This is a genomic window from Promicromonospora sp. NPDC050249 (assembly GCF_040656015.1).
Lineage (GTDB): Bacteria > Actinomycetota > Actinomycetes > Actinomycetales > Cellulomonadaceae > Promicromonospora.
The window spans coordinates 46878-70088 of sequence record NZ_JBFAKY010000013.1 but is presented as its reverse complement, the minus strand read 5'-3'; the positions used below and the strand labels follow the sequence as shown (position 1 = coordinate 70088).

Annotated in this window: 17 protein-coding genes and 1 tRNA gene; 7 read left to right on the top strand and 11 right to left on the bottom strand. The window is 70.9% G+C overall.

The window, feature by feature from the left end:
* Positions 1-30: 30 nt before the first annotated feature.
* The 9 genes from AB0I32_RS12765 to AB0I32_RS12725 all read right to left on the bottom strand — a co-directional run bounded on the left by AB0I32_RS12765 (position 31) and on the right by AB0I32_RS12725 (position 13437).
* Complete coding sequence (locus AB0I32_RS12765) at positions 31-744, bottom strand: type 1 glutamine amidotransferase (protein ID WP_357506407.1); 714 nt, start codon at positions 742-744, stop codon at positions 31-33.
* Positions 741-1868 carry an oligopeptide/dipeptide ABC transporter ATP-binding protein gene (locus AB0I32_RS12760; RefSeq protein WP_357506405.1) on the bottom strand — a complete coding sequence of 376 codons (1128 nt, stop codon included), beginning with the start codon at positions 1866-1868 and terminating at the stop codon, positions 741-743. Before AB0I32_RS12760 ends, AB0I32_RS12765 begins: the two co-directional genes overlap by 4 nt.
* Positions 1861-2943, bottom strand: a complete 1083-nt coding sequence (locus AB0I32_RS12755) for an ABC transporter ATP-binding protein (RefSeq protein WP_357506403.1) — start codon at positions 2941-2943, stop codon at positions 1861-1863. Before AB0I32_RS12755 ends, AB0I32_RS12760 begins: the two co-directional genes overlap by 8 nt.
* Before the next feature lie 32 nt (positions 2944-2975).
* Positions 2976-3914 carry an ABC transporter permease gene (locus tag AB0I32_RS12750; RefSeq protein WP_357506401.1) on the bottom strand — a complete coding sequence of 313 codons (939 nt, stop codon included), beginning with the start codon at positions 3912-3914 and terminating at the stop codon, positions 2976-2978.
* Positions 3907-4911, bottom strand: coding sequence for an ABC transporter permease (locus AB0I32_RS12745; RefSeq protein WP_357506399.1), 1005 nt, complete (start codon positions 4909-4911; stop codon positions 3907-3909). Before AB0I32_RS12745 ends, AB0I32_RS12750 begins: the two co-directional genes overlap by 8 nt.
* Before the next feature lie 82 nt (positions 4912-4993).
* A complete protein-coding gene (locus tag AB0I32_RS12740) occupies positions 4994-6649 on the bottom strand; it encodes an ABC transporter substrate-binding protein (RefSeq protein WP_357506397.1) in 1656 nt (551 codons plus the stop codon).
* Between the two features lie 218 nt (positions 6650-6867).
* Complete coding sequence (locus AB0I32_RS12735) at positions 6868-10809, bottom strand: endo-1,4-beta-xylanase (RefSeq protein WP_357506394.1); 3942 nt, start codon at positions 10807-10809, stop codon at positions 6868-6870.
* Between the two features lie 412 nt (positions 10810-11221).
* A complete protein-coding gene (locus tag AB0I32_RS12730; RefSeq protein WP_357506392.1) occupies positions 11222-11899 on the bottom strand; it encodes an ABC transporter ATP-binding protein in 678 nt (225 codons plus the stop codon).
* A gap of 35 nt (positions 11900-11934) precedes the next feature.
* Positions 11935-13437 (bottom strand): ABC transporter permease, encoded by a 1503-nt coding sequence (locus tag AB0I32_RS12725; protein WP_357506390.1) that lies wholly within the window; start codon positions 13435-13437, stop codon positions 11935-11937.
* Positions 13438-13772: 335 nt separating this feature from the next.
* Between AB0I32_RS12725 and eno the strand changes: the two genes are divergently transcribed.
* The 6 genes from eno (at position 13773) to AB0I32_RS12695 (ending at position 19570) form a co-directional block, all read left to right on the top strand.
* Positions 13773-15053, top strand: coding sequence for a phosphopyruvate hydratase (gene eno / locus AB0I32_RS12720; protein WP_357506388.1), 1281 nt, complete (start codon positions 13773-13775; stop codon positions 15051-15053).
* A gap of 163 nt (positions 15054-15216) precedes the next feature.
* The gene (locus AB0I32_RS12715) at positions 15217-16041 is read left to right on the top strand and encodes a septum formation initiator family protein (protein WP_357506386.1); all 825 of its coding nucleotides are present in this window, start codon (positions 15217-15219) and stop codon (positions 16039-16041) included.
* 79 nt (positions 16042-16120) lie between these two features.
* Positions 16121-16621, top strand: a complete 501-nt coding sequence (locus AB0I32_RS12710; protein ID WP_357506384.1) for a DUF501 domain-containing protein — start codon at positions 16121-16123, stop codon at positions 16619-16621.
* Positions 16622-16756: 135 nt separating this feature from the next.
* Positions 16757-17707 carry a Ppx/GppA phosphatase family protein gene (locus AB0I32_RS12705; protein ID WP_357506382.1) on the top strand — a complete coding sequence of 317 codons (951 nt, stop codon included), beginning with the start codon at positions 16757-16759 and terminating at the stop codon, positions 17705-17707.
* Positions 17708-17865: 158 nt separating this feature from the next.
* Positions 17866-19323, top strand: a complete 1458-nt coding sequence (locus tag AB0I32_RS12700; protein ID WP_357506380.1) for an NAD(P)/FAD-dependent oxidoreductase — start codon at positions 17866-17868, stop codon at positions 19321-19323.
* Positions 19324-19496: 173 nt separating this feature from the next.
* Positions 19497-19570: transfer RNA gene (locus tag AB0I32_RS12695), tRNA-Leu, on the top strand.
* A gap of 8 nt (positions 19571-19578) precedes the next feature.
* On the opposite strand, the gene AB0I32_RS12690 is transcribed toward AB0I32_RS12695, so the two are convergent.
* Positions 19579-21819, bottom strand: a complete 2241-nt coding sequence (locus AB0I32_RS12690) for an excinuclease ABC subunit UvrA (protein WP_357506378.1) — start codon at positions 21817-21819, stop codon at positions 19579-19581.
* 184 nt (positions 21820-22003) lie between these two features.
* On the opposite strand from AB0I32_RS12690, the gene AB0I32_RS12685 reads away from it, so the two are divergent.
* Positions 22004-22501 (top strand): helix-turn-helix transcriptional regulator, encoded by a 498-nt coding sequence (locus AB0I32_RS12685; RefSeq protein ID WP_357506376.1) that lies wholly within the window; start codon positions 22004-22006, stop codon positions 22499-22501.
* Positions 22502-22505: 4 nt separating this feature from the next.
* Here the strand turns inward: AB0I32_RS12685 and AB0I32_RS12680 are convergent, their stop codons facing one another.
* Positions 22506-23108, bottom strand: a complete 603-nt coding sequence (locus tag AB0I32_RS12680; protein WP_357506374.1) for an ATP-dependent Clp protease proteolytic subunit — start codon at positions 23106-23108, stop codon at positions 22506-22508.
* Positions 23109-23211 lie beyond the last annotated feature (103 nt).

Sequence of the window (23211 nt, the reverse complement as noted above, 5' to 3'; positions counted from 1 at the left end):
TGCTTCGTCCTGCGCTGCTCTGCCCTGGTTCTACCGCGCGGTCCGGTGGACGACGTCGGTCCACGCCCGGATCAGCGCACGCGACTGCGCCTCGTTCTCCGCCGCGTGGACCATCGCCGCCGCGGCCAGCGCCGCTCGGTCGATGCCCTGCTCCGAGAGCGCGGCCTCGTCCCAGGTCGCCACACGCTCGGGCCGTGCCTCGGGGTGGAACTGCAGTCCCCAGGCCCGTTCGCCCACGCGGAAGGCCTGGATCGGGCACTCCCCGCTGGAGACCAGGAGCGTCGCCGACGGCGGCAGGGCGGTCACCGAGTCCTCGTGGTTCTCGATCATCCACAGCGGCTCGTCGGGGATGCCCGGCAGATTGCCGAAGAGCGGGTCGTCGGCAGCTGCGGGCAGCACCGTCAGCGCGCACATCCCGCGCTCCGTCTCGCCGGACTGCGCGGTCACGCCGCCTCCCGTGACGTGCGCCAGCAGCTGGCCGCCGAGGCAGAGGCCGAGCAGCGGCAACCCCAGGTCCAGCGCCTCCGTGGTCAGCCGTCGTTCGCGGGCCAGGAACGGGTGGTGCAGGTCGTCGTCCGGCATGAAGCCGCCGCCCAGCAGGATCAGACCACCGAATCCGTCGAGATTCTCGGGAAGCTCGGCGCCGGGAGTCAGGACGGGTTCGAGGCCGGCTTCGGGAAGCGACTGTTCGAGCCGGCCCATCAGGCTGGTGGGCGAGTTCAGGACGACCAGGACACGCGTCATGCTTCGACCATAGGTGCCACCAGCTCTCGCGCGAAGTGACAGGCCGCCACGTGGGAACCGCCGGTGGGGCCCGAGCCGTCGCGGACGACGAGGGCGGGCCGCTCGGTCTCGCACACCGCCGGGATCAGCCGCAGGCCGGTCTCGGAGCGATCGGCCGACGGCGCCGTGCGCGCCTCGGGCAGCGTGGGCGCCAGCCAGCACCGCGTGTGGAACGGACAGCCGGACGGCGGGTTCACGGGGGAAGGCGGGTCGCCCTCGAGGACTATGGCGCCGCCGCCGACCTCGACCTGCGAAGGTTCGATCGACGGAGTGGGCGCGACCAGCCGGATCGACGGGTCCGGCACGGGGACCGCCGACAGCAGGGCCTGGGTGTACGGGTGCTGCGCGCCGTCGTACACCTCGGCCTCCGGACCCTGCTCGACGATGCGCCCCAGGTACATCACCGCGACGTCGTGGGCGATGTGCCGCACCACGCCGAGGTCGTGCGCCACGAACAGGTACGACAGGCCGAGCTCCGCCTGGAGGTCCTCCAGCAGGTTGATGACCTGGCCCTGCACCGACACGTCGAGCGCCGAGACCGGCTCGTCGCACACCAGGATCTTGGGCCGCAGCGCGAGCGCGCGGGCGATCCCGACCCGCTGCCGCTGGCCGCCGGAGAACTGGTGCGGGTACCGGGACGCGTGGTCGGGGTCCAGGCCGACGAGCTCCAGCAGCTCGCCCACCGCGGCCCGCCGCCCGCCCGGCGGGTCGATGCCGTGGATCGCGAACGGCTCGCCCACGATCTCGGCCACCGACATCCGCGGGTTGAGCGACGTGTACGGGTCCTGGAACACCATCTGCACGTCGCGGCGCAGCTGCTTGCGACCCGCGCGGGACAGGCCCACGACGTCCTCGCCGTCGACGAGGACCTGGCCGCTGGTCGGCGCCTCGATGCCGACGAGCACACGTGCGAGCGTCGACTTGCCCGAGCCCGACTCGCCCACCAAACCGAGGGTCCTGCCGCGCTCCAGCGTGAGGGAGACGCCGTCGACCGCCTTGACGGCACTCACGGAACGGCGCAGCAGCCCGTTGCGCACCGGATAGTGCTTGACGAGATCACGCACCTCGAGCACGGGCTCAGTCATCACTGCCTCCTTCGACGGCGGACGGCGCGGGCCGGGTCTCGACGGGCTCGACCGCCGAGGTGTCGGGCCGCGGTTCCCGGCCCGCCATGATGTCCGGGGCGAAGTGGCACGCGGATGCCCGGCCCGGGGCGGGGACGACCAGCGGTGGCACGTCCGTGCGGCAGATGTCCCGCGCCGCGTCGCAGCGCGGGTGGAACGGGCAGCCCGGCGGTCTGGCCGCGGGGCTGGGCGGGCGCCCGGGGATCACGGAGAGCCGGCCCGTGCCGGAAGCCGACGGGATCGAGCGCAGCAACGCCCGCGTGTACGGGTGGGCAGGCGCCGTGTAGGCGGGCACGACCGGTGCCTGTTCGACGGCGCGGCCCGCGTACATGACGGTGACGTCGTCGGCGACGCCTGCCACGACGCCGAGGTCGTGCGTGATCAGCACGAGGCCCATCTGCCGCTCCGCCTGGATCTCCGCGAGCAGCCGCAGCACCTGCGCCTGGACGGTGACGTCGAGGGCGGTGGTGGGCTCGTCGGCGATGAGCACGTCGGGGTCAAGGGCCAGCGCCGACGCGATCATGACGCGCTGCCGCATGCCGCCGGAGAACTCGTGCGGGTACTCCTTGACCCGTGCCTTCGCGTTCGGCACCTTGACCAGGTCGAGCAGCTCGACGGCCCGCTTGCGGGCGTCGCCCCGGGACATCCCGCGCCGCGCCCGCAGGGCCTCGGTGAGCTGGTAGCCCACGGTGTGCACGGGGTTCAGCGCGGCGAGCGCGTCCTGGAACACCATCGCCACCCGGTCGCCGCAGCGAGCGCGGTGCTCCTTGCGGCTCAGGGCGAGGAGGTCGACGCCGTCGAGGCGGGCCGTGCCCCCGGTCACGGTGGCCGTGTCCGGCAGGAGACCCATCACGGCCAGCGACGACACCGACTTGCCGGAGCCGGACTCGCCCACGATGGCGAGGGTGCGGCCGGCCTCGACCCGATAGGACAACCCGTCGACGGCCCGCACCGGACCCGAGGGGGTGCGGAACTCGACGCTGAGGTCGGTGACCTCCAGCAGCGGCGCGGCCGCTACCCCCTCTTCGTGGCTCATGGCCTGCTCCTCGACTGCGTTCCGCGCGCGGCTCATGCGCTCAACCTCGGGTCGAGGGCGTCGCGCAGGGCGTCGCCGAGCACAACGAGGGCCAGGACGGTGGCGACCAGGCAGATCAGTGGGGCGAGCAGCACGTGCGGCGCGCCGCCGAGCACCCACTGCGAGCCCTGCTCGATCTGGATGCCCCAGCTCGTCGCTGGTGGGCGCACCCCGATCCCGAGGAACGACAGCACCGCCTCGGCGCTGATCACGCCGGCCACCGAGGTCGGCAGCAGTGCGGTCACCGTGCCTATCGCGTTCGGCAGCACGTGCCGGACCATGATCCGCAGGTCGGAGGCACCGAGCGAACGCGCTGCGGTGACGTAGTCCAGGTGCTTGGCCTCCAGGGTGGCGGCCCGGACGTACCGGGCGTACGGCATCCAGCCGAACAGGATGAGCACGACGGCGGGCAGCAGGATCACGTTGAACGTCCCCGCGCCCAGGTCGACGCCCTTGAACAGTGACAGCACAAGCAGCGCCGCGAGCAGCAGGGGGATCACGAGGAAGACCTCGACGGTGCGCGACACCAGGTAGTCGACCCAGCCGAGGTAGTACCCGGCGAGCAGGCCGAGCGTGACGCCGATGACCAGCGAGACGCCGACCACGACGATCGCGAGCAGCAGCGACGGGCGCACCCCGTGCACCATCGTGGCCAGCACGTCGCACCCGAGCGCGTCGGTGCCCAGCGGATGCTCACCACCCCAGCCCTGGGGCGCCGTCCGCGCCTCCCGGATGGGGCACGCCCGCGGGCTGGTGTCCGTGAAGAGGCGCGGGAAGGCTGCCATCACCGCGAAGAACACGAGGACGGCGGCCGCGGCGATCGTGTCGGGCCTGCGCCGGAGCGTGCGCCAGGCGTCGGCCAGGGGGCTCGACGACGCACCGGCTCCCCGTGGCGCCGTCGGGATGGGGGCAGCGGCAGCGGCGTCACTCATAGCGGATCCTCGGGTCGAGCAGGGCGTAGGCGATGTCGACGACGATCATCACCACGACGGTCACGGCAGCCAGCAGGGTGACGATGCCGAGCACGAGCCCGACGTCGTCGTCGCGCACGGCGCCCCACAGGACGCCGCCCATCCCGTAGATGTTCATCAGGCCCTCGGTGATCACAGCGCCGCCAAGGGCCTCCGTGAAGGTCAGGCCGATGGCGGTCACCACGGGGACCGACGAGTTGCGCACGACGTGGTGCACGACGACGTGCCGCTCGCCCAGGCCCTTCGACCGCGCCGTCCGCACGTGGTCGCCCTGGTAGGACTCGAGCTGGCCGGCGCGGACCAGGCGGATGAACGCGGCGGAGCCGGCCAGGCCGAGCAGGATGCCGGGCACGAGCACCGTGGCCCACGGGTGTTCGGGGTCGAACGACGGCTTGAACCAGTACGGGGGCCAGCTGTCCTCGCCGAACGTCTCCTCCGCCCACCTGCTCAGGGGGACGGCGACGACATAGCGGTAGACGATCAGCAGCACGAAGACGGGGAACGCGTCGATGAGCACCGACGTGAGGCGGATGCCGTGGTCTCCCGGCGAGCCGCGCCAGCGGGCGGCGACGGAGCCGAGCACCATGCCGAGCGCCAGCCAGGTGACCAGGACTATGCAGAACAGGCGCAGCGTGTTCGGGGCCGCGGTGGCGACGATGTCCGAGACCTCACGCCCGCGCAGGTTGGTGCCGAAGTCGCCCTGGGCGTACTGGCCGAGCCGTTCGACGAACGGGCCGAGGCACGGGTTGCCCACCTGGTCGAAGCAGGGGTCGTCGAGGTTGAAGCGCTGCTCGACGACGGCGATCTGCGCCGGGGACGCGACCTTGTCCCCGAAGAACGCCTGCGCCGGGTTGCCGTTGAGCTGGATGGCGACCGTCGTGAGCAGGTGGAGCAGGAGCATCACGAGCAGCAGCGTGCCGACGGCCTGCACCACGCGTCTGAGGATGTAGCGGCCCATGGGTTCCTTCGGTCGTTCATGACCGCGAGGTAGTGCCGTGGTGCGACGGTGGCACTACCTCGCGGCGATCACGTGCGGGTGGTCAGCTTGCCGAGACCTCGATGTCACGCAGGATCGGGGCACCCGAGAACGGGTTGAGCACGACGTTGTCGAGCCGCTCGCTGTAGTACGTGGCGCTGAAGCTCCAACGGAACGGGATGGTCGGGAACTCCTCGGCCAGGATGCCCTCCGCCTCCTGGTAGAGCGCGACGGACTCGTCCAGCGACGGCGCCGCCGCTGCCTCGTCCAGCTTGTCCTCGAACTCCTTGCTGTACCAGCCCCAGTGACCCGCGCCGGGCTCGCCCGACGCGTAGAAGCTGAGGTAGTTCTCGTTCAGCGGGTAGTCCGGGAACCAGTTGTTCCGGAACATGCCGTCGTAGCCCTGCTCCGCCCGGGTCGTGAAGTAGTCCGGGTCGATGTTGAGCTCGTAGGGGATGCCGAGCACCTCCTCGATCGAGTTGCCGATCGCGGTGAAGTACTCCACCTCCGCGTCGTCGTCGCCCAGGCTGATCTGAAGCTTCTCGCCCTCGGGCCAGCCGCCCGCCTTCTCCAGCGCCGCCTTGGCGGCCTCCGGGTCGAAGACGCACCACTCGCAGGTGCCCGCCTCGCCGCCGGGCACGCCGCCGGGGACCACCCAGGAGTCGGCAGGGGTGGCCTGACCGCTGCCCAGCGAGGAGATGATGCCCTCGCGGTCGATCGCCATCGAGATCGCCTTGCGGAACTCCTTGTCCTTCCACGGACCGTCGGTGTAGCCCGAGAAACCGAGGAAGGTCAGCGCGGCGCCGGGGCGCTCCACGTAGCGTTCGGCGAGCTCGGGGTCGTTCTTGGCCGCCTCGACCTCAGCGGTCGGCGGGAACGAGAGGTCGAGGTCGCCGGTCTTGAAGTCGGCCCACCCCGAGGTCTCGCCCGTCGCGTACTCGGTCCAGTGGATCGAGTCGTAGTCGGGGGTCTCGTCGAGCGGGTAGTCGGCCCACTTCTCAGCGGTGAGCTCCTGGCCCTGCGCCCACTCGGTGACCTGGAAAGGGCCGTTGCCGATCGGTTCGAGGGCGCACTTCTCGACGTCGTCAAGGCACTCCTGGGCGACGGGGAAGAAGCCGGTGTAGCCGAGCATCGTCGAGAAGCCGGCGAACGGAGAGTTGAGCGTGACCTCGAGGGTCAGGTCGTCGACGACCTTCAGCCCGGACAGCTCGTCCTTCGCGCCCTCCTTGACGATCTCGTCGTTCTCGTCGGTCTCCGGCTGCATCTCGTCATAGCCCTCGATGATGCTGAAGAAGTAGCCGGAGTACAGGCCGTTGTCGCCGTCGGCGGTGTAGTTCCAGGCACGGGCGAACGCGTCGGCGTCGACGGGCTCACCGTTCTGGAACGTGAGGTCCGGCTTGATCTTGATCGTCCAGACGGTGTTGTCGTCGTTCGGCTCGATCGACTCGGCCACGTAGTTGTACGGCTCTGTGGTCTCCGGGTCGTACCGGACCAGTCCGTCGTAGACGACGTCGAGGACGCTGATGTTGTCGTAGGCGCCGGCGTCACCGGGGAACAGCGTCTCCATGTCCTGGCTGATCCAGGTCTCCAGCGTGACCGGGCCCGCGTCGTCGTCGTCCGCGGTCTGGCTCGGGCTGCATCCGGCGACCGTCAACGCGACGGTGGCGAACGTGGCGACCGCGGCGAGCCGCGCACTGCTTCCTGCTCGTCCTTGCCTCACTTCTTGCCTCCCCATGTCAGCTCCCCGGTATCAGGGCGGGGAGGTTTGGACCATATCGCCGCGGGAGGCTGGCCGCTTGGAAATTCGTGTAAACCGTCTGTAACGATTCGTCAGGACCCTTTCGTGCGGCTGGCCGGACGAACCGGTGCTGTCGAGCGGTAGAGCCCGGAGTTGTTTCCGTCTCGAGGTCTAGAGGCGAAAACAACTCCGGGCACGGCTCAGCGCCGGATCGTCACTGCATCGCTCGTCGCGGACGCCGTGGTGCCGTCCTCGGTGCGCGCCGTCACCACCACGGACAGCTCGTGTCCCACGTCGTGCGGCTTCACCTTGTACGTCTGCCCGGAGCCCGACGACCTGCTTCCGCCGCGGACGGGCTCGCCGTCGCGCAGCCACTGGTAGGTGAACGTCGCCTCCTGCGACCACGTGCCGGGGTCGGCGGTGAGGATCTTCCCCTTGGCCGGCTTGCCCTTGACCACGGGCGGCGTGAGGCTGACCAGCCCGGGGTCCGCCACGAGCTGTCCCACGCCCCAGCGGGCGGTGGACTGGTAGCCGGCCCCGGTCGGGTCGGCCCAGTTGCGGACGGCGGTCCGCGCGCCGTCGGCCGCGTCGTTGACCTGGAAGTCCAGGCCGTGGAACGTGCCCGGCCCGCCGTAGGACAGCAGGTCGATCGCCGCCTCGACCCGGTACCCGCTGTCGGTCAGCGTGGTGGCGCTCGTCAGGCGGGCGCGCTGCGCCGCCTCGTCACCCGTCCCGAACGACACCGCGTTCTGCGCCGAGACGCGGATCTGCGTGTCGTCGGCCCGGTACCCGCCGTTCTTCGCGTTGCCGCCGTCCACGTAGATCTCCACGGAGTCCTGGATCCACGGGTCGGAGCCGGAGACGTCGACCACCGGGTCGGCGACGTCGGCCAGCACGTACAGCGTGTTCTCGCGCCACAGCGTGCGGACGGTCGCGACCGCCCCGCCCGAACCCTCGACCTCCTTGGTCGTGGTGACCGTGCCCGCGGTGGCCCACACGTCGTCGAGCTCGCCGTCGATCTCCGGAGCCGTCGCCGCCTCCGCGACCTCCAGGTACGACAGCTCCTCGAGCAGCGTCAGGGTGCCCAGCGCACCCGGCGTGTTCCACGTCGTGGTCTCGTCGCCGCTGGTCACGCGGGCGTCGAACGCCGCGGTGGTGCCCTCCTCGAAGGCCGCGGGCAGGTGCACGACGACGTCGTAGCCGCCCTCCCGTTCGGTCGCCACCGCGTCGGCACCCACTGCCCCGCCGGTCACGGACCCGTCCCGGGCGATCACGTACTCCGCGTCGCCGAGCGCCAGCGTGACCGCGTCGCCGGCCGCAGCGCCGGCGTCGTCCACCGAGACGAACGCCGTCAGGTGGTCGGCCGCCCAGCGCAGCTGGAAGGCGGCCTCGCCGCCGTCCGGCGCGTCGAACGTGTGGAGTGGCAGCCGGTCCCACACCGGGGACGCGGTCGCCGAGGCGTCCAGCGGCACGTCACCCGCGAACACGTTCGCCGTGCGCAGCCGGGCCGGCAGCTCGGCGCCCACCGCGCCGTAGTAGGCGGGCTTGGCCTGGTACCTGTCGTCGAAGATCAGCGGCGCGCCGCTGTCGACCCGCCACGACCGGCCGTCGGTCAGGCCCCACGCCGTCACGCAGAACAGGTCGTCCGCGTGCGCGCGGAACGCCTCGAACGCGTCCCGGAAGTAGTACCCCTGGTCGATCAGCCTGGCCTGGCTCACCGGGGTTCCCGTCGTGACGTCGAACTCCGTGACCGCCTGCGTCACCGGCAGGTCCTCGAACCGGGCCAGAGCACCCTCCAGTGCGCTGACCGGCAGGGCAAGGGATACGTGGAACTGGTGCCCCACGCCGTCCACCGGCACCCCGCGCGCCAGCAGCCGCTCCACCAGGGCGAGGTAGCGGTCCTGCTTGCCGCCCTGCTCGGTGTTGTAGTCGTTGATGAAGAGGGTCACCGGCCGCGCTGTGCCCTCGGCCGCGTACGTCTCGTTGAACGCCTCGTCCGCGTACCGGAACGCGAGGTCGATGAACTCCTCGCCCAGCACCCGGAACCACTCGCTGCGGCGCAGCCCGTCCGGGTTCTCCGCACCGTCGGACACGACCTCGTTGACCACGTCGAACGCGGCCAGCGGGTTGGTGTCCGAGCCGAAGAGCCCGTAGTCGGTGCTGAGATCCTCCGCGACGTCGAAGATGTGGGTGCGCAGGCGCTCGCGGAGGACCGCCTGGCCTTCCGCGGTGGCAGGGAGCGGCTCACCGGCGTCGTCCTGGAAGAACCACTCGGGGGTCTGGCCGTGCCACACCAGCACGTGGCCGTAGACCCGCAGGTCGTTCGCCTGGGCGAAGTCCATGAGCGCCGTCGCCTCGGGGTGACGGCGGAACGTGCGCTCGTCGTCGTACCAGGCTTCTGGCTTCATGTGGTTCTCAGGAGTGATCTGACCGAAGTGGCGGTTCAACAGCTGGGCGGCCGCGCCCGACGTCTCGCGGCTGTCGATGGCGACGCCCATCGGGAAGTCGACGGTCTCCTTGATGCCGGTCAGGTCCTCGATCAGCGGCGGCTCCGGGACGGACACCACGATGTCGTCGATCAACCAGTCGCTCGTGTTGCCGCCGTTGTAGGCGGTCTCGAAGTAGAGCAGGGCGTCGTCGTGGTCCGGCACCGTGAAGGTGGCGGTCACCTGGGTCCAGCCGGTGCTCGTGATGCCGCTGAACTGGCCGAGCGTCGAGAAGGTCTGGGCGCCGTCCGTGGTGGTCGCCAGGCTCAGCCAGACGTCGCCGGGCGTCTGGCCCTCGGCGAAGCGGACCCAGGCCGAGGCGTCGTAGGTGACGCCCGCCCGGAGCACGCCGGTGACGTCCCGGGCGATCCCGTCGCCCGTGGCGTCCCGGCCGGTCAGTGCGGCGGACCAGGTGGAGTCGTGGGCGTCCGAATCGGTGACCGCGAGCGTGAAGTCCGAGGTCTCGGTGCCCTCGCGCGGCACCCAGCCGCCGAGCGTGCCGTCCTCGAAGTCGGTGCTGATCACCGGGCCCGACGCCGGGGGAGTGCCCTGCGGGAACGTGAAGCTCCAGCCGTCGGCCAGCCGTTCGGTGACGACGGTCCGGACCGCGGCGAGCGTGCCCGACCGGTCGCCGCCGCCGTCGTGCGCCAGGACCAGCTCGCCCGCGACCATCGCGGCGCGCAGGTTGGCGGTGAGGGTCTCGACGTCCTGGGTCTCCCAGTCGGCGATCGTGTTCCGCACGGCGAGCGGCTGCATGCCCAGCTCGACGGCGACGCCGGGCGTCACGCCCCACGACCCGTTCGGCGCGCGCCAGAACGGGATCTTCTGGTTCGGGTTGCCGAGCGCGTCGCGGATGATCCCCATGTTCGCCACGAGGTCCGCGCGTACCTGCTCCTCGGTCCAGGAGCCCATGTCGGCGTAGCCCGTCGAGTGGTTGCACAGCACGTGGCCGTCGGCGACGATCCGGCGCAGGATCGCGGCCCCGCCGTCCGCCTCGATGTTCTGGCCGATGACACAGAACACCGCCTTGATCTCGTGCTCCGCGAGGAAGTCGAGCAGGGCCGGGGTGGTGCCGGGGTTCGGGCCGTCGTCGAAGGTCAGGGCGGACACGTTGCCGCTGCCCTCCGCCGCGTACGCGGGGGTCGGGACGGGGTTGACCGCCCCGCCGGGGACGACGTCGCCCGGTGGGACGGTGTCGGAGGTGGTCACCATGATGTCGTCCACGAGGATCGTGTAGGGAGCGGCTTGGTCGGTGCTGCCGAGGTAGGCCTGCAGCTCGGCCGGGTCGCCGTCGGCCGTGTACGTGCCGGTGACGGTGGTCCAGTCCGTGCTGATCGTCGTGTTGCCGATCCAGCTGTAGGACGGCTTCATGACGAACCGGACGTCGGCGCTGGTGGGGCCGGTGGGCTCGGCGGGTTCGGCCACGCGGGCGCGCATGCTGAACGTGTAGGTGACGCCGGCGTGGAAGATGCCGGTGGGGGACTGGATGCCCTCGTAGTCCGCGGCCCGGGTGATGGCGAGCACGCTGCCCGCACCGTCGGGGTCCGCGACGATCTCGAGGCCCGCGCCGCCGCTGGGGGTCCAGGTGCCGGTGGTGCCGTCCTCGAAGTCGACGGTGGTGACGACGGTGTCGGCTGCGGCGGTCGTGGCGGTCATCGTGCTGCCTGCAGTGGCGGCCGGTGCGGTGACCAGTGCTCCGGACAGTGCGATGGCGGCGAGGCCGGTGCTGGTTCCGGCTCGCGTTAAACGATTTCTGAGTGACGAGCGAGGTCCGCCCGCCGAGCCAGGTCTGCGGGTCGGTCGGGGGCTCTGGGTGAAACGATTTCGAAGAGGCATTCGGCGCTCCCTTGCGCGTGTCTTCAGGTGCGGGGCGAACGCCGGAGCGACGGTGCTGCGGCGGACGTAAGGGCAGAGTAGCCAGCGGGAGCGGTGGCGTCGAGAGGCTGGGTCACGTGCTGTTCTCGGGCCCGGCCGTGCGCGCCCGCGCCGGCCCAGCGATCTGGCCCGGAAATCGCACGTTCCGGGGCCGGATCGCTGGGCTGCGGCGGAGCGCGGAAGCCCCGGCGGGCTACGCCGCCGGGAGTTCCTTCAGGGCTCCCTTCGCGATGCGCAGCCGTCGCGGTGTGCGGCTTGCGACCACCGAGTCGTGCGTGACCAGCACGATCGTCAGCCCCTGGTCCTTCCACAGCCCCTCGATGAGGTCCACGATCTCGTCGCGGGTCTCCTCGTCGAGGTTGCCCGTTGGCTCGTCGGCCAGCAGCACCTTCGGGTTCTTCACCAGCGCCCGCGCGATCGCGACGCGCTGCTGCTGGCCGCCCGAGAGCTCACCCGGCAGGTGGTCGCCGCGGTCGCCGAGGCCGACCGACTCCAGGGCGGCCAGGGCGCGCGCCGTCCGGCTCTGCCGCGCGACCTTCGACGGCACGAGCGCCGTCTCCACGTTCTCCAGCGCGGTGAGCGTCGGGATGAGGTTGAAGTTCTGGAACACGAAGCCGATGGTCTCGGCCCGCGCCGCCGTGAGCTGTGCGTCGCTCATGCCGGCGAGGTCCTTGCCGTCCAGCTTGACCGTGCCCGACGTCGGCCGGTCCAGCCCGCCCAGCATCTGCAGCAGGGTGGACTTGCCGCCGCCCGTCGGGCCCTGGACGGCCACGAGCTCGCCGTCGCCGATGGTCACGGACACGTTCTTGAGCGCGCGCACCTGGCGCTTGCCCTGGCGGTACGTCTTGGTCAAATCGTCGATCTGGTACATGGACTGCCCTTCTGAACGCTGGGGAGAGTGGCTGGCTATGCGAGGGACCGGAGGGCCTCGGCGGGGCGCAGCTTCGCCGCGCGCTGACCGCCCACGACGCCCGCGAGCAGCCCGCCCAGCACCGCGAGCCCGACCGCGGCCAGAACTATCCACAGGCTCACGGGCGCCTGGAGCACGATGTCGACGGCGCTGGCCCCGGCTCCGGCGAAGGCGTCGGACCGTTCACCGAACGCGCCGCCCCCATCACCGTCGGGCGCGGTGCCGCCCTGGACGGCGCCGCCCGCGGGCATCAGCCCGCCCATGGTGAGGCCGCCCGACGCCCCGCTGAGCGTGATGCCCGCGAGGTTGACCGCCCACACGGCCAGCGCGCCGAGCGCGAGGCCCACAGCGCCGCCGATGAGGCCCTGCACCACTGATTCGCCGGCGACCTGGCCCACCACACGGTTCCGGCTCCAGCCGATCGCCTTGAGGGTGCCCAGCTCGCGCGTCCGGCGGTTCACGCCCGAGACGGTGAACAGGATCGCGAGGCCGAAGGCCGCCGCGAGCACGATGACGCTGAGCCAGGTGCCGAGCGTGCCGATCAGGTTGGACGCCGTCGAGAGGGATCCGGTCACGCCCTCCGCGAGGTCGGACTGGGTGCTCACCGACGCGTCGGGCAGCTCGCTCTCGATGGCGGCGGCGACGGCATCCACGTTCTCGGCCGAGTCGACCTGCACGTAGATGTCCGTGACCTGGTCGGCGAGGTCCGCGAGGGTCTGGGCCGTGGCGAGCGGGAGGTAGGCGTCGGACGCCGTAGCGACGCCGTCACCCGTCGTGGACGAGACGGTGCCCACGATCTCCAGGTCCTTGCCGCCCGCCGTGATCGTGTCGCCGACGGCGAGCTCCTGCTGCTCGGCATACGTGGCGTCCAGGACGGCCACGTTCTTGTCGCCCGCCTCCAGCGTCCGACCGTCGGCCACCTCTGCGGTGGTCAGGGGGCCGACGGCGGTGGCGTCGGGGTCCACGCCCGTGACCGTGAACTGGTCGATCTCGAACGACGAGCCGCCCGCCGAGCCCTCGCCGCTCCCGTCCGGGCCCATCTGCATCGTGACCGGGCCGTCGGCCTCGGGGTCCGGCAGCTCGCCGGAGAAGGACATGTTCTGCAGGTTGAGCGTCGCGGCGACACCGGACACGTGGTCCAGGCCGGCGACGGTCTCCAGGGCGGCGGCGTCGAACGACGTCGAACCCATGGCGGTGCTGAGGCGGTCCTCCGAGAGGTCGCGCGTGCCGTCCTCGTTCGCCTTGCCCTCTCCTTCCTTGAAGTCGAACCGGCCCGGGGCGGCGCCGGCCGCGACCGGGCCGTCGCTCGGCTGGTCGACGGTGATGTCGGTCCCGACGCCGTAGACGGACTCGAGCACCTCGGACTGGGCGTTCCTGACGCCTGTCGATACCGCGTTGACGACGATGACGAGCGCGATCGCTACTGCGAGTCCGATCGCCACCACGACGGTCTGCTTGCGTCGGTTGCGCAGCTCTCTGCGCAGATAGGTGAAGAACATGGGCTCCTGCCTGGGGTCGGGAGGGGACGTGCGGAAAAGTTGGTGTCCGCGCGGACCGTCTCGCGGGCTGTAGCGCTGCGCTCCGTGGTAGGGGGCGAGCGGGCGGAGCGGTTCGCGCCGCAGGACGGTCTGCGCCGGACGTCCGGAACGCTAGGCGGGCTCGCTGTGGTGGCCCTGTCGCGGACCTGTGGTGACCCTGTGAACCGCGGGCACCCCGCGCGGTGGCCGGTCCCGCTGGCCGGGCGCGGGCGAGCCGTGGACGGTTCCGCGCGGCGCCGCCGGACGTCCTACGCTGAGGTCGTAACCATCGAGCAACATCCTTAGAAGGAGATTCCGTGGCTAGCATCGAAGCCGTTGGAGCACGCGAGATCCTCGACTCGCGCGGCAACCCCACCGTGGAGGTGGAGCTCGTCCTGGACGACGGCACCTTCGCCCGTGCGGCGGTCCCGTCCGGCGCATCGACCGGCGCGTTCGAGGCCGTCGAGCTGCGTGACGGCGACAAGGGCCGTTACCTGGGCAAGGGCGTCGAGAAGGCCGTCGCGGCCGTCAACGACGTGATCGCCCCCGAGCTCATCGGGTACGACGCCGACGAGCAGCGCATCATCGACCAGGCTCTCCTCGACCTGGACGGCACGCCGAACAAGGGCAAGCTCGGCGCGAACGCCATCCTCGGTGTGTCGCTCGCCGTCGCCAAGGCCGCGGCCAAGAGCTCGGGCCTGGACCTGTTCCGCTACGTGGGCGGCCCGAACGCGCACGTCCTGCCCGTGCCGATGATGAACATCCTCAACGGCGGGTCGCACGCGGACTCGAACGTGGACGTCCAGGAGTTCATGGTCGCCCCGATCGGCGCTCCGACGTTCCGCGAGGCGCTGCGCACCGGCACCGAGGTGTACCACTCCCTCAAGTCCGTGCTGAAGGAGAAGGGCCTGGCCACCGGTCTGGGCGACGAGGGCGGCTTCGCGCCGAACCTCGGCAGCAACCGTGAGGCGCTCGACCTGATCCTCGTCGCCATCGAGCGTGCGGGCTTCACGCCGGGCAAGGACGTGGCGCTCGCGCTCGACGTCGCCGCAACGGAGTTCTTCTCCGACGGTGTGTACGCGTTCGAGGGCGGCAAGAAGACGTCGGACGAGATGATCGCGTACTACGAGCAGCTCGTGGCCGACTACCCGCTGGTCTCGATCGAGGACCCGCTGTCCGAGGACGAGTGGGACGCCTGGGCCGGGCTCATGGGCAAGGTCGGCGACAAGGTGCAGATCGTCGGCGACGACCTGTTCGTCACCAACCCCGAGCGCCTCGCCCGCGGCATCGCCGAGAAGTCGGCCAACTCGCTGCTGGTCAAGCTCAACCAGATCGGCTCGCTCACCGAGACGCTCGACGCCGTGACGCTGGCCCAGCGCAACGGCTTCACCACGATGACCTCGCACCGCTCCGGCGAGACCGAGGACACCACCATCGCCGACCTGTCCGTGGCGACCAACGCCGGCCAGATCAAGACCGGTGCCCCGGCACGCGGCGAGCGCATCGCCAAGTACAACCAGCTGCTGCGCATCGAAGAGGCGCTCGACGAGGCAGGCACCTACGCCGGCCGGTCGGCGTTCCCGCGCTTCCAGGGCTGACCCACCAGAAGTCGCCGAAATAGAGCGCCTGTCCCCTTCTCGCACCGGTTGGCCTGTGTGGGAGCGGGACAGGCGCTCTACTTCGGCGACTTCGCAGGGTCGACACACGGCGCGCCGGAGGTAATGCCGGTACAAAGGCCTCGCGAATCGGCACAATCGACCCATGCCTTCCTCACGTCGTCCGGCGCGACCCTCGGGCTCGGCCCGCGGTTCGGGCGCGCGCCCGTCGTCGACCCCGCGTGCCGGAGCGGGTGCATCGGGTGTGAAGAAGGCGAAGGACTCGAAGCCGACGCCGACGGGGAAGGCCGCCCCGAAGAAGCCGTCCGCTCCGACGGCGAGCGGTTCCACCGCGAGAGGTTCGGCCGCTCGCAAGCCCGTCGCGCCGCCGTCGGCGAGCCGCCGTACTCCCGCACCGCGCAGTGCGCCCGCTCGATCCGCCGCGCGCCCGGGCACTGCCGCTCCGCGGGCTGCGCGGCCCGCGTCGGGCGGCGGGGTGAAGCGACCCACGCAGCCGCGTCGCCGCAGCGCTGTCAACGGCAGCGTCCCGCCGCCGCGCGCCGACCGTAAGCGCGGCAGCTTCGGGCTCGTGCTGCCCGAGGTGCTGACGGTCCGCGCGATGGTGCTGTCCGTCGTGGTGCTCCTCGCGGTGGTGCTCCTGCTGCCGACCGTGCGCGCCGTCGTGACCCAGCAGGCCGAGCTGCGCGAGCTGCGGTCGGAGCTGAACCAGCAGCTGGTCCAGAAGGAGGAGCTCGACACCGAGCTCGCCCGCTGGGACGACCCGTCGTACGTGATCGAGCAGGCACGGTCGCGGCTGCACTTCGTCATGCCGGGGGACAAGGTGTGGCGCCCCCTGGACACCGACTCCGTACAGCAGGAGGAACCGCCGCCCGGCGTCGTCGAGCCGTCGCCCGGCGCGTCGGAGGGTGCGGACACCCCCTGGTTCACGAGCGTGTGGGACTCCGTGCGGATCGCGGGCGGCGAGGAGTAGGCGCGTTCGTCCGATCGCGTGCCGCAGCCCTCGTGCCGCAGCGCTCCTGAGGGACAGTCTCTTGAGGGACAATGGAGCGGTGAACTCCGTGATCGAGACAGTGTCCGACGACGATCTGCGCGTCCTGGCCGAGCAGCTCGGCCGCGAGCCGCGCGGCGTCGTGGGGATCGCGGCGCGCTGCGTGTGCGGCCGTCCGACCGTGGTGCGCACCGCGCCGCGCCTGCCCGACGGCACCCCCTTCCCGACCGTCTTCTACCTGACCCACCCCGGTGCGACGGCGGCCGCGTCGACGCTCGAGGCGAACGGCGTCATGAAGGAGCTGACGGCGCGGCTCGAGTCCGACGAGGAGCTCGCCGCCGCCTACCGGAAGGCGCACGAGCACTACCTCGCCCAGCGTGAGGCGATCGGGCACGTCGAGGAGATCGCCGGCATCTCGGCCGGCGGCATGCCGACGCGCGTCAAGTGCCTGCACGTCCTCTTCGCGCACGCGCTCGCCGCGGGCCCTGGCGTGAACCCGCTGGGTGACGAGGCGCTGGAGCTGGCAAGGGACAGCTGGCGCCCGGACCGCTGCACCTGCTGAGCCTTTGTCGCGAGCGCGACCGTCACGGCTTCGCGACCGCTTGAGGCGCAACGGTCGCGCTCACCACCACGTGAGGTTTCTCGCGGATCCGGCTTCTTCGACGCCTCGCGGCGGAGGGCCTGGAAGAATCTTCGCGTGACTTCCTCTCGTGTGGCCGCGATCGACTGCGGCACCAACTCGATCCGCCTGCTCCTCGCGGACGTCGACGCCGCCGGAAACCTCACCGAGCTCGACCGCCGCATGGAGGTGGTGCGGCTCGGCCAGGGTGTGGACCGTACCGGTGAGCTCGCGCCCGAGGCGCTGGATCGCACCCTCGCGGCGACGCGCCGGTACGCGGCGGCGATCGAGGCCGCCGGAGCGCAGAAGGTGCGTTTCGTGGCGACGTCGGCCACGCGCGACGCGCGAAACCGGGACGCGTTCTTCGACGGCGTGCGCTCGGCGCTCGGCGTGGAGGTCGAGGTGATCAGCGGCGACGAGGAGGCACAGCTGTCGTTCCGCGGGGCGACCGGTGCGGTCGCGGAGGCGCACGCGGGCCCGTTCCTCGTCGTCGACCTCGGTGGCGGGTCCACGGAGCTGGTTCTCGGCACCGGCTCGGTCGACGCGAGCGTCTCGATGGACGTCGGTTCGGTGCGGATGACGGAGCGGCACCTGCACAGCGATCCCCCGTCGTCGGCGGAGATCGCGGCGGCCCGCGCGGACGTGCAGGCCCACCTGGACGACGCCGCCCGCGCCGTCCCGCTCGCGAAGACGGCCACCCTGGTCGGGCTGGCCGGTTCGATCACCACGGTGACCGCACACGCACTGGGACTGACGGAGTACCGGCGCGAGCGGGTGAACCAGGCCGAGCTGCCCGTGCAGGTGGTGCTGGACTCGTGCGCGGCACTGGTCGAGGCCCCGCGCGCCGAGCGTGCGGCGATGGGCTTCCTGCACCCGGGCCGGGTCGACGTCATCGCGGCCGGGGCGCTCGTCTGGTCCGAGGTGATCACCCGCGTGGCCGCCGACGTCGCGGCCGCCGGTGGCGCGCTGACGAGCGTGGTCACGAGCGAGCACGACATCCTCGACGGGATCGCGCTGTCCATGGCGTGACTTCCGTCCGCCGGGAACTTCCAGCGACGGTGGCCCGTTGTGGCTGCCAGAGGATCGAGGACGTTCCTGCAGCGGCGACGACGGCGTGGGGTGCATCACGCACACGCCGCCCTTTGGCGTGTCAATGCGGATGCGCGGCGAGCGGTATCCTGGGAATCATGCCTCAGAACGACCTGACCTCGGTCAGCCATGCTTCCGATGCGGCGAGCACGCCGCGCCCGCGGAAGGTGCCGCGCATCGTGGTGCTCGGCGGCGGGTCCGTCGGCCTCTACGTGGCGCGCCGCCTGCGAAAGAAGCTGAAGAAGCGGGAGGCGGCGATCGTCGTCGTCGACCCGCGGCCGTACATGACGTACGCCCCCTTCCTGCCCGAGGCGGCCGCCGGGTCGATCGACGCCCGCGACGTCGTGGCACCGCACCGCAAGGCCCTCAAGGGCATCGACGTGCTGCAGGGCAAGGTCACCGCGATCGAGCACGGCCGCAAGCACGTGAAGATCCAGCCCGAGTCGGGCGACGAGTACGAGGTGTCGTACGACCAGCTGGTCGTCGGCCTCGGCTCGGTGTCGCGCACGCTGCCGATCCCCGGCCTCGCGGAGTCGGCCATCGGCTTCAAGAACGTCGAAGAGGCCATCGCGGTCCGCAACCACGTGATCAACCGGATGGACGTCGCGTCCTCCACGTGGGACGCCGACCTGCGCAAGCGCATGCTCACGTTCACCTTCGTCGGTGGCGGGTTCGCCGGCATCGAGGCCCTCGCCGAGATCGAGGACATGGCGCGTTACGCGACGCGGCAGTACCAGACGATCGAGGCGTCCGACCTGCGGTTCGTCATGATCGAGGGCGCCGGGCGCATCCTGCCCGAGGTCACGGAGCCGATGGGCGAGTACGCGCTCGCCGAGCTGAAGAAGCGCGGCATCGAGTTCCACCTCAACACCTTCCTGTCGTCCTGCGTCGACGGGCACGTGGTCACGTCGACCGGCGTCGAGTTCGACACCGAGACCATCGTGTGGACCGCGGGCGTCAAGGCGAACCCGGTCATCAAGGAGGCGTCCGACCTCCCGTTCGACAAGATGGGCCGCGTCACCGTGCTGCCCACGCTGCAGGTCGCGACCGAGGACGGCGAGATCGTCGAGGGCGCCTGGGCCGCTGGCGACTGCGCCGCCGTGCCGGACGTGAACAACCCGGGCAAGTTCTGCCCGCCGAACGCGCAGCACGCGATCCGCGAAGCCGTGCGCCTGGCCGACAACATCGTGGCGCTCTACAAGGAGAAGCCCGCCGTCGACTACGACCACAAGAACCTGGGTGTCGTCGCATCGCTGGGCCTGTACAAGGGTGTCGCCGAGCTGTTCGGCTTCATCAAGCTGCGCGGCTTCCCGGCCTGGGTGGCGCACCGTGGCTACCACGTGATGGCAATGCCGACCGGCAACCGTAAGGTCCGGATCCTGATCGGCTGGATCGGGCAGTTCCTCATGGGCCGCGAGCTGGTCTCGCTGGGCTCGCTGCACGACCCGCGTCAGGAGTTCCGCAACGCGTCGGTGCCGCCGAAGCCGGCGGGCGAGAAGGTCGAGCAGAAGGCGGAGTCGTCCGCCGAGCGCGCCGAGTCGGGCGCCAAGTCCTGACCCGCTGACACCGATCCGGCTCAGGCCGTACCGGTGTCAGGCCGTACTGCTGGTCGAGTTTGTCGAGACCCTGGTGGTCTCGACAAACTCGACCAGCGAGCGGACAAGCTCGACCGGCGATCGCTGCGTACGTACTACGACGACCGCCGCTGCCTCGGTAGTCTCTGGGGTGCGCCCCCATAGCCCAACTGGCAGAGGCAGCCGGCTTAAACCCGGCACAGTCCCGGTTCGAACCCGGGTGGGGGCACTCGGTGCTCAGGCGATCAGCTCGGCGAGGTGACGGCCGGTCAGTGACGCCTCCTCGCGGGCCAGGTCGGCGGGTGTGCCCTCGAAGACGACCTGCCCGCCGTCGTGCCCGCCGCCAGGGCCCATGTCGATCACCCAGTCGGCACGCGCGACGACCGACAGGTTGTGCTCAACGACGATGACCGACCGGCCGGAGTCCACCAGGCGGTCGAGCAGGCCGGCCAGGTTGTCGACGTCCTGCATGTGCAGGCCGGCGGTGGGCTCGTCGAGCACGAACGCCGGGGTGTCACCACCCATCTCGATAGCGAGCTTGAGCCGCTGCCGTTCGCCGCCGGACAGGGTGTTGAGGTGCTGCCCGAGCGAGATGTAGTGCAGCCCGACGTCGGACAGCCGGGAGAGCATCGGCACGATCGCCTTCTCCGTGAAGAAGCCCAGCGCCTCCTCGACGGACATGGCGAGCACGTCGGCGATGTTCTTGCCGCGCAGGGTGTAGCCGAGGACCTCGTCGGTGAACCGCTTGCCGCCGCACGCCTCGCACGGGCTCGCGACACCTGCCATGAACGCGAGGTCGGTGTAGATCAGGCCGACCCCCTTGCACGCCGGGCAGGCACCGGCCGAGTTCGCGCTGAACAGTGCGGGCTTGACGCCGTTCGCGCGGGCGTACTGCTTGCGGATGGGCTCGAGGATCCCGGTATAGGTGGCCGGGTTCGACCGCCGGGACCCGCGAATCACCGACTGGTCGACGAACGTCACGCCGTCGCGCGGCAGGCAGCCGTGGATGAGGGAGCTCTTGCCCGACCCGGCCACGCCCGTCACCGCGACGAGCACGCCGAGCGGGACGTCGACCGTGACGTCCTGCAGGTTGTGCAGGGTCGCGTGCTCGATCCGGAGGAAGCCGGTGGGAGTGCGCGGCGTCTGCTTGACCGTGACGGCCTGGTCCAGGTGCTTGCCCGTCGCGGTCCCGGAGTTGCGCAGCCCCGCGATGTCACCCTCGTAGACGACGGTGCCGCCGTGCGTCCCGGCGCCGGGGCCCATGTCGACGAGGTGGTCGGCCGCAGCCATCACCTCTGGCTTGTGCTCGACGACGAGCACCGTGTTGCCCTTGTCCCGCAGCCGCTGGAGCAGCGCGTTCATCTGCCGCACGTCGTGCGGGTGGAGGCCGATCGTCGGCTCGTCGAACACGTAGGTCATGTCCGTCAGGGCCGAACCCATGTGCCGCACCATCTTGGTGCGCTGCGCCTCCCCGCCGGACAGCGACGACGACTCCCGGTCCAGCGACAGGTACCCCAGCCCGATCTGCTCGAACGTGGCGAGCAGGTCACCGAGGCCGTCGAGGATGGGCTGGACCTGCGGGTCGGTGAGGTCGCGCACGAGCTCGGCGAGGTCGGTGAGCTGCATGGCAGCCGCTTCGCCGATGTGCTTGCCCTTGACCAGCGACGACCGAGCCCGGTCGTTGAGCCGGGTGCCGCCGCACGCCGGGCAGGCCGTGAACGTGGCGAGCCGGTCGACGGCGGCCCGCATCGCACCCTTCATCGACTCGACGTCCTTGACGAGGTAGAGGCGCGTGATCTTGGGGACCAGCGACTCGTACGTGACGTTGATGCCGCCCGCGACGATCTTCCGCTCGGCGCCATACATCAGGTCGTGCCACTCGGTCTCGCTGTAGTCCGCCAGCGGCTTGTCCACGTCGAACAGGCCGGAGTCGGCGTAGACCTTCCAGTACCAGCTGCCGACCCCGAAGTTCGGGAACGTGATGGCGCCCTCGTTCAGGGACTTGCTGCGGTCCACCAGGGCCTCGGTGTCGATGGCCGAGACGCGGCCCAGGCCCTCGCAGTTGGCGCACATGCCCTGCGGGTCGTTGAAGGAGAAGAGGTTGGACCCGCCGACGTACGGCCGGCCCAGCCGCGACCAGATGACGCGCAGCATCGTGTAGGCGTCGGTGGCCGTGCCGACCGTCGAGCGCGCGTTGGCGCCCATGGGCTCCTGGTCCACGACGATCGCGGCGGAGAGATTCGACAGGGTGTCGACGTCGGGCCGTGGCCGGGACGGCATGAAGCCCTGGAGGAACGCCGAGTACGTCTCGTCGATCAGCCGCCGCGACTCGGCGGCGACAGTGCCGAACACGAGCGAGCTCTTACCCGAGCCGGACACTCCCGTGAAGACGGTGAGCTTCCGCTTGGGGATGTCGATCGAGACTCCCCGCAGGTTGTTCTCGCGAGCTCCGCGCACCTCGATAGATCCGAACACCACTGTCCTTTCCTGGTCGGTGGTCCCATCGTGCCAGGAGGCACTGACACCCACCCTGGCTCCGCTGTCCGGCGTCGCGCCACCAGCCGTCGCGCCACCGGCGTTACGCCAGGAGCAGACGCCGGAACGACCTACGGTGTCAGTGGGGTTGGGTACCGTGACGGGTACCAACGGCGGGAGTGGGCAGATGGCAATGATCTCAATGGGTACCGCACGTACTGCTGGGCTCGGCACCACGAACGAGGGCGGGCCCGGAACCAGACCCGGCACGCTCGAGCACACCCGCGAACCGCTGTTGCGCGACCTGGTCGGCGGCATCCTGCGGCGCACCCGTCGGGAGCAACGGCGCACGCTGGCCGACGTCGCGACCGATGCCCGGGTCTCGACCGCCTACCTGTCCGAGGTCGAGCGCGGGCGCAAGGAAGCCTCCTCCGAGGTGCTCGCCGCCGTGTGCGAGGCGCTCGGCATGCGGCTCGTCGACCTGGTGGAGCGTGCGTGGGCCGAGCTCGCCCTCGCGCTGGCGGCGCAGGAGGAGAGCCGCAGGGTTCGTGTCCTGTCGTCCGCTGCTCGTCGTGCGGCGGGCTTCTCGTCGTCCCGCCATCCGCTGCAGGCGGAGCAGACGGCGGCACCGGCCGGCACCTCCGGCGCCGGCCGGCGAGGCGAGGCGGCGCTGCTCGCGGCGTGAGGCCTCAGAGCCCCGCGCGTCGCCTTCCGCCAGGGCGGACGTCGTCCACCTGGTCCACGATCTTGTCGATCATGCCGTAGGCCAGGGCCTGCTCCGCGGTGAACCAGCGGTCGCGCTCCGCGTCCGCTGCGACCGTCTCGACCGGCTGGCCGGTGTGCTCGGACTGCAACCGGGTCATGACGTCCTTGAGGTGCCGGATGTTCTCGGCCTGGATGACGACGTCGCTCGTCGTACCGCTGACCTCACCCGCCGGCTGGTGCATCATGATCCGCGCATGCGGCAGCGCGTAGCGCTTGCCCTTGGTGCCGGCGCCGAGCAGGAACTGCGCGACGCTGCCCACGAACCCGACGGCGACCGTCGAGACGGCGTTCGGCAGGAGCCTCATCGTGTCGTAGACGGCGAGGCCGGCGCTGATGGAGCCGCCGGGAGAGTTGAGGTAGAGGCTGATCTCGGCCGCGGAGTCCTCGGCGGAGAGCAGCAGGAGCTGCGAGGTGACGCGGTTGGCTACGGCGTCGTCGATCTCGGTGCCGATGAGCACCATGCGCTGGTGCAGCAGGCGCGAGCCGAGGTGGTCGTCGAAGGGCTGGGTGTGCGCTGTCTCGGTCATGTCCCCACGATCAACCCGCGCGGACCGGACGGGTAGCGGTCTCTGCCCGCCGCAGATCTGCTGACGGCAGACCGCGCGTCAGACCGCGTCCACCAGAGCTGGC

Coding starts and splice junctions, on each gene's coding strand:
- AB0I32_RS12765 (WP_357506407.1), bottom strand. CDS start 744: ATGACGCGTGTCCTGGTCGTCCTGAACTCGCCCACCAGCCTGATGGGC.
- AB0I32_RS12760 (WP_357506405.1), bottom strand. CDS start 1,868: ATGACTGAGCCCGTGCTCGAGGTGCGTGATCTCGTCAAGCACTATCCG.
- AB0I32_RS12755 (WP_357506403.1), bottom strand. CDS start 2,943: ATGAGCCACGAAGAGGGGGTAGCGGCCGCGCCGCTGCTGGAGGTCACC.
- AB0I32_RS12750 (WP_357506401.1), bottom strand. CDS start 3,914: ATGAGTGACGCCGCTGCCGCTGCCCCCATCCCGACGGCGCCACGGGGA.
- AB0I32_RS12745 (WP_357506399.1), bottom strand. CDS start 4,911: ATGGGCCGCTACATCCTCAGACGCGTGGTGCAGGCCGTCGGCACGCTG.
- AB0I32_RS12735 (WP_357506394.1), bottom strand. CDS start 10,809: ATGACCGCCACGACCGCCGCAGCCGACACCGTCGTCACCACCGTCGAC.
- AB0I32_RS12730 (WP_357506392.1), bottom strand. CDS start 11,899: ATGTACCAGATCGACGATTTGACCAAGACGTACCGCCAGGGCAAGCGC.
- AB0I32_RS12725 (WP_357506390.1), bottom strand. CDS start 13,437: ATGTTCTTCACCTATCTGCGCAGAGAGCTGCGCAACCGACGCAAGCAG.
- AB0I32_RS12715 (WP_357506386.1), top strand. CDS start 15,217: ATGCCTTCCTCACGTCGTCCGGCGCGACCCTCGGGCTCGGCCCGCGGT.
- AB0I32_RS12700 (WP_357506380.1), top strand. CDS start 17,866: ATGCCTCAGAACGACCTGACCTCGGTCAGCCATGCTTCCGATGCGGCG.
- AB0I32_RS12685 (WP_357506376.1), top strand. CDS start 22,004: ATGGCAATGATCTCAATGGGTACCGCACGTACTGCTGGGCTCGGCACC.
- AB0I32_RS12680 (WP_357506374.1), bottom strand. CDS start 23,108: ATGACCGAGACAGCGCACACCCAGCCCTTCGACGACCACCTCGGCTCG.